Annotated in this window: 3 protein-coding genes and 1 pseudogene; 2 read left to right on the forward strand and 2 right to left on the reverse strand. The window is 72.7% G+C overall.

Features of this window, described 5'->3' with window-relative positions:
- Window positions 1-2,349: UvrD-helicase domain-containing protein (locus ACOJUF_RS24530; protein ID WP_420124425.1), on the forward strand; the 2,349-nt coding region annotated here is incomplete at its 5' end.
- Window positions 2,350-2,652: 303 nt separating this feature from the next.
- Here ACOJUF_RS24530 and ACOJUF_RS24535 read toward each other — a convergent pair.
- Both ACOJUF_RS24535 and ACOJUF_RS24540 read right to left on the reverse strand, forming a co-directional pair.
- On the reverse strand, window positions 2,653-3,096 hold the full coding sequence (locus tag ACOJUF_RS24535) for a hypothetical protein (protein WP_420124426.1): 444 nt from the start codon (window positions 3,094-3,096) through the stop codon (window positions 2,653-2,655).
- Window positions 3,089-3,454 (reverse strand): hypothetical protein, encoded by a 366-nt coding sequence (locus ACOJUF_RS24540; RefSeq protein ID WP_420124427.1) that lies wholly within the window; start codon window positions 3,452-3,454, stop codon window positions 3,089-3,091. The genes ACOJUF_RS24535 and ACOJUF_RS24540 overlap by 8 nt, the downstream gene beginning before the upstream one ends.
- Window positions 3,455-3,611: 157 nt before the next feature.
- Between ACOJUF_RS24540 and ACOJUF_RS24545 the strand changes: the two are divergent.
- Window positions 3,612-4,562, forward strand: a pseudogene (locus tag ACOJUF_RS24545) (hypothetical protein); the annotation flags it as partial.

Below are 4,562 nucleotides of genomic sequence, written 5' to 3' on the forward strand. Positions count from 1 at the left end.
TACCTGCTGGCGGTCGGCGGCGCGCAGCCCGGCGAGATCCTGGCCATCACGTTCACCAACAAGGCCGCCCGCGAGATGAAGGACCGGGTGTTCGACCTGGTCGGTGGGCGCGCGCGGTCGATGTGGGTGTCGACGTTCCACTCGATGTGCGTGCGCATCCTGCGGGCCGAGGCACCGCACCTGGGCCTGAAGACCACGTTCACCATCTACGACCAGGCCGATTCCCAGCGGCTGGCCCAGCTGGTCGCGGGCGGGCTGAACATCGACGGCAAGAAGTACCCGCCGCGGATGCTGGCCGCCGCGATCTCCAACCTGAAGAACGAGCTGATCGACGCCGAGACCGCCCTGGAGCGGGCCGAGGACGACAAGCAGACGATCGTGGCGCAGGTCTACCAGGGCTATCAGGAGCGGCTGCGGGCCGCGTCCGCGCTGGACTTCGACGACCTGATCATGCAGACGGTGCACCTGCTGCAGCGGTTCCCGGCGGTCGCCGAGCACTACCGCCGGCGGTTCCGGCACGTGCTGGTCGACGAGTACCAGGACACCAACCACGCCCAGTATCTGCTGGTCAAGGCGCTGGTCGGGGACGGGTCGGGCGACGTGCCGGCCGGTGAGCTGGTGGTCGTCGGCGACGCCGACCAGTCGATCTACGCGTTCCGCGGAGCGACCATCCGCAACATCGAGGAGTTCGAGCGCGACTACCCGGCGGCCCGGACGATCCTGCTGGAGCAGAACTACCGGTCCACCCAGACGATCCTGTCGGCGGCGAACTCGGTCATCGCCCGGAACGTGGGCCGCAAGGCCAAGAACCTGTGGTCCGCCCAGGGCAACGGCACCCGGATCATCGGGTACGTCGGCGACAACGAGCACGACGAGGCGCAGTTCATCGGCAAGGAGATCGACGCGCTGGTCGATGCCGGCGACGCCGTGTTCGGCGACGTCGCGGTGTTCTACCGGACCAACTCCGCCTCCCGCTCGCTGGAGGACGTCTTCATCCGCAACGGCATGCCGTACCGGATCGTCGGCGGGGTGCGCTTCTACGAGCGCAAGGAGGTCAAGGACGCACTGGCCTACCTGCGGGCGATCGCGAACCCCGACGACGAGATCAATCTGCGTCGCATCCTGAACACGCCGCGCCGCGGCATCGGCGACCGGGCCGAGGCGACCGTCTCGGTGTTCGCCGAGCGGGAGCGGATCGGCTTCGGTGAGGCGCTCCAGCGGGTGGCGGAGATCCCGGGTCTGGCGGCCCGCTCGGCCAACTCGCTCCGTTCGTTCGGCGAGCTGCTGTCCGGCCTGCGCTCGGAGGTCGGCTTCGGCATGGAGCCGGCCGACCTGCTGACGGCCGTCCTGGAGCGCACCGGTTACCGGGCCGAACTGGAGAACTCCGAGGATCCGCAGGACCACTCCCGGCTGGAGAACCTGGACCAACTGGTCAGCGTGCTCCGGGAGACGACCGAGACCCTGCTGGCCGGCGGCGGTCTGGCCGCCCTGGGGATCCCCGACGCCGGACCGGACGACGGTCCCGACGGCGGTCCGGACGGCGGTGCCGACGGCGGTGCCGAGCCCGACGAGGACGTGCCGCCGGACGCGGGCGAGCTGCTGCTGGCGGTGCTGGAACAGCTGTCCCTGGTCGCCGACGCCGACTCGGTGCCCGACTCGGCCGAGGGCATGGTCACCCTGATGACGCTGCACACGGCCAAGGGTCTGGAGTTCCCGGTCGTGTTCGTGACCGGCTGGGAGGACGGCATCTTCCCGCACCAGCGGGCGCTGGCCGACGACACCGAGCTCGCCGAGGAACGGCGGCTGGCCTACGTCGGGATCACCCGGGCGATGAAGCGGCTGTACGTGACCCGGGCGATGATGCGGTCCGCGTGGGGGCAGCCGAGCGCGAACCCCGCGTCCCGCTTCCTCGGGGACATCCCGGACGAGCTGATCGAATGGCGCCGGACCGACGCCGACGCACGGGCCGGCGGGTTCATCGGCGACAGCGACTTCGAGGGCGACTTCAGCTACGGCCGCCGCCGCTTCGGTGGCGGGTTCGGGGCCGGCTCGGGCGGGTCGAGCTGGGGCGGGGGCCGGTCGGCGCCGGTCACGGCCAGCCGCTTCGGCTCGGGCACGCCGTCCCGGGCCGGCGGCGCCGGCTCCGGGATCCGCAAGCACCCGACGCTGGGTTCCAAGCCGGCGCTCGACCTGGCCGTCGGCGATCGGGTGTCCCACGACAAATACGGGCTGGGCAAGGTTCTCGCCGTCGACGGGGTGGGTCAGCGGGCGACCGCGACCATCGATTTCGGGGTGTCGGGCAAGGTCCGGCTGATGCTCATCGGCGGCGTGCCGATGACCAAGCTCTGAGCGACCCGTCGGGTGCCGAGCATCTTCGGCGCGGACCGGGGTGACTCGCGGACATCCTGCTTCGTGGTTGCTCAGCCGAGCAGGGCGGACGGGACGATGGTGACCGGGAACGGGCGGGTCAGCGCGATCGGCTCGTCACCGGTGGCCTGTCCGGCGGTCCGCTAGACGCCGTCGATCAGGTCCAGGGCCAGGATGGACGGTTCGATCGGGTCCACGCTCCAGCAGTGCGCGACGCGGGCGTCCTGGTCCTTGGATCGTTTGAGCACGGCATCCAGTTGTCCACATTGCGCAGGTGGACGGGCCTCAGTCGTCGTCCCGGGCCCCGGGGCGGGTCTGCCAGAGCCACATCAGCCCGAGCACGGGCAGGATGATCGGGACGTAGCCGTAGCCGGCGCCGAACCGGGACCAGACGGTGTCGTGCGGGAACGCGGTGGAGTCCAGGATCGACAGCAGCCCCACGACCAGGACCCCGATCATCTCGGTGCCGACGGCCACCCAGGCCAGGGGCCGAGACCAGCGGCGATCGGTGATCAGGCCCACTGCGGCGGCGATGTAGACGATGCCCGACAGCAGCGACAGCACGTAGGCCAGCGGGGCCTCATCGAACTTGGTGGCGATCTGAACGATGCCCCGGGCGGTCGCGGCCACCGCGAACACCAGGTAAAGGGCGATCAGGATGCGACGCGGTCCGGTGGGGGGCGCGTCCTCGGTGTGGTCGGCGTGCTCGACCGCCGGCTGCTCAGCCAACCGGGGCCTGCCAGAGCTGCAGGAGCCGAAGGACCATCACCGCGACCACCACTGCAGTGAAGCACAGACACAGCGATCCCCACCGGGTCCGCTCCTCCCGGGCGAGGTAGAAGCCGAGCGGCAGGGCCAGCAGCACGCCCAGGGAGTAGGCGACGAAGGTCACCGGCTCGGCCTGCGGGGCGCCCCCGACGAGCCGGACCAGGGCGATGACGATCTGGGCCAGCAGCACCACCTCGACCACGATGGCGCCGATCATCTGGGCCTCGGAGGTGGGCCGCCGCCGGCCGGCCTGGATCCCCGTCCACAGGGCCAGCAACAGGCTCAGGGCGAGGACGGTGTAGCCGAGGGCGGGAATCACGCCCTCGATCATCACCCACGCGCGGGCCGGTTCGAACCGGCCCGCGGTCCCGGCCGGCTGTCGGCCCGAGTTGCTACGGTCGCCTGGTGATGCCGGATCCATCTCCGAGGCCGTCGTGCCCGACGTACCCGGTGGCGGCCCGCGGCGTGGCCGGCCGATGACCGGCCGGGAGCCCGACGCGGCCGACGGCCGGTCGACCGCCGTGCTGCTGGCGTCGCTGCTGCTGGCCGCCGGCGTCGTCGTCGCGACGAGCCCGCTGGCCGGGCAGGTCGTCCCCGCGGACGGCGCTGCGGTGTCGGCGTTCCTGGCGGCCGGCTGGGTGGCGGTGCTGCCCGGGGTGCTCGCGGTGACCCTGGCGCTGATCCGGCCGGTCCTGGGGCTGGCCGCCACCGCCGGTGCCGGGCTGCTCGGACTGTGCCGGCTGGTGGCCGATCTCGCGGTCCTCACCGAGACCAACCGGGTGTCGCGGCCGGAACTGTTCGTCGAGACCACCGACCGCGCGCGCCCGCTCACCGCCGGGGGCGGCGCCTGGGTGCTGCTCGGCGCCGACGTCCTCATGGTCGTCGTCGGTGTCGTCGCGGCCCGCCGGCTGGCCCGGGTGCTCGGCCCGGGCGAGGAGCTGCGCGCCGATCCGCTGTTCGGTTCGCCGGCGGGCGGGACGGATCCCGGTTCGAACGGGGGACCGGCCGGCGGGGCGGGCCCGGCCCCGGCCGGTGGGGCCGGGCGGGGCGATGAGGTCGCGGCGGTCCCGGACTCCGATGTGGCCCGGGCCATGGGCGAGGCGCCCGCAGGCCGCCGCCGGCAGAACCTCCCGCTGATCGGCACCGGCTTCCTCGGGGCGGTGCTGTTGCTGGTCGGCAGCCTCGACGTGCCCTACACCGGCGGCTACCTGGCCCTGCGGGTGCTGCCGTTCGGCACCAGCGTGGGCGGCCTGGCCGCAGCCGTGCTGCTGGCCGTCACGGTGGCCGCGGTGGTGCTGGTCGCCGGCGGCCTGCCGGCGCCGGTCGCCCGGGCGCTGCTGGCCGGAACCGCCCTGGCCGCCGCGGTGCCTCCGTTGACGGCCGTGGTCGCGGTCGCCGTCGGTGCACCCACCGCGCTGGCCCCGGTC

The organism is Nakamurella sp. (assembly GCF_048594475.1).
GTDB lineage: Bacteria > Actinomycetota > Actinomycetes > Mycobacteriales > Nakamurellaceae > Nakamurella.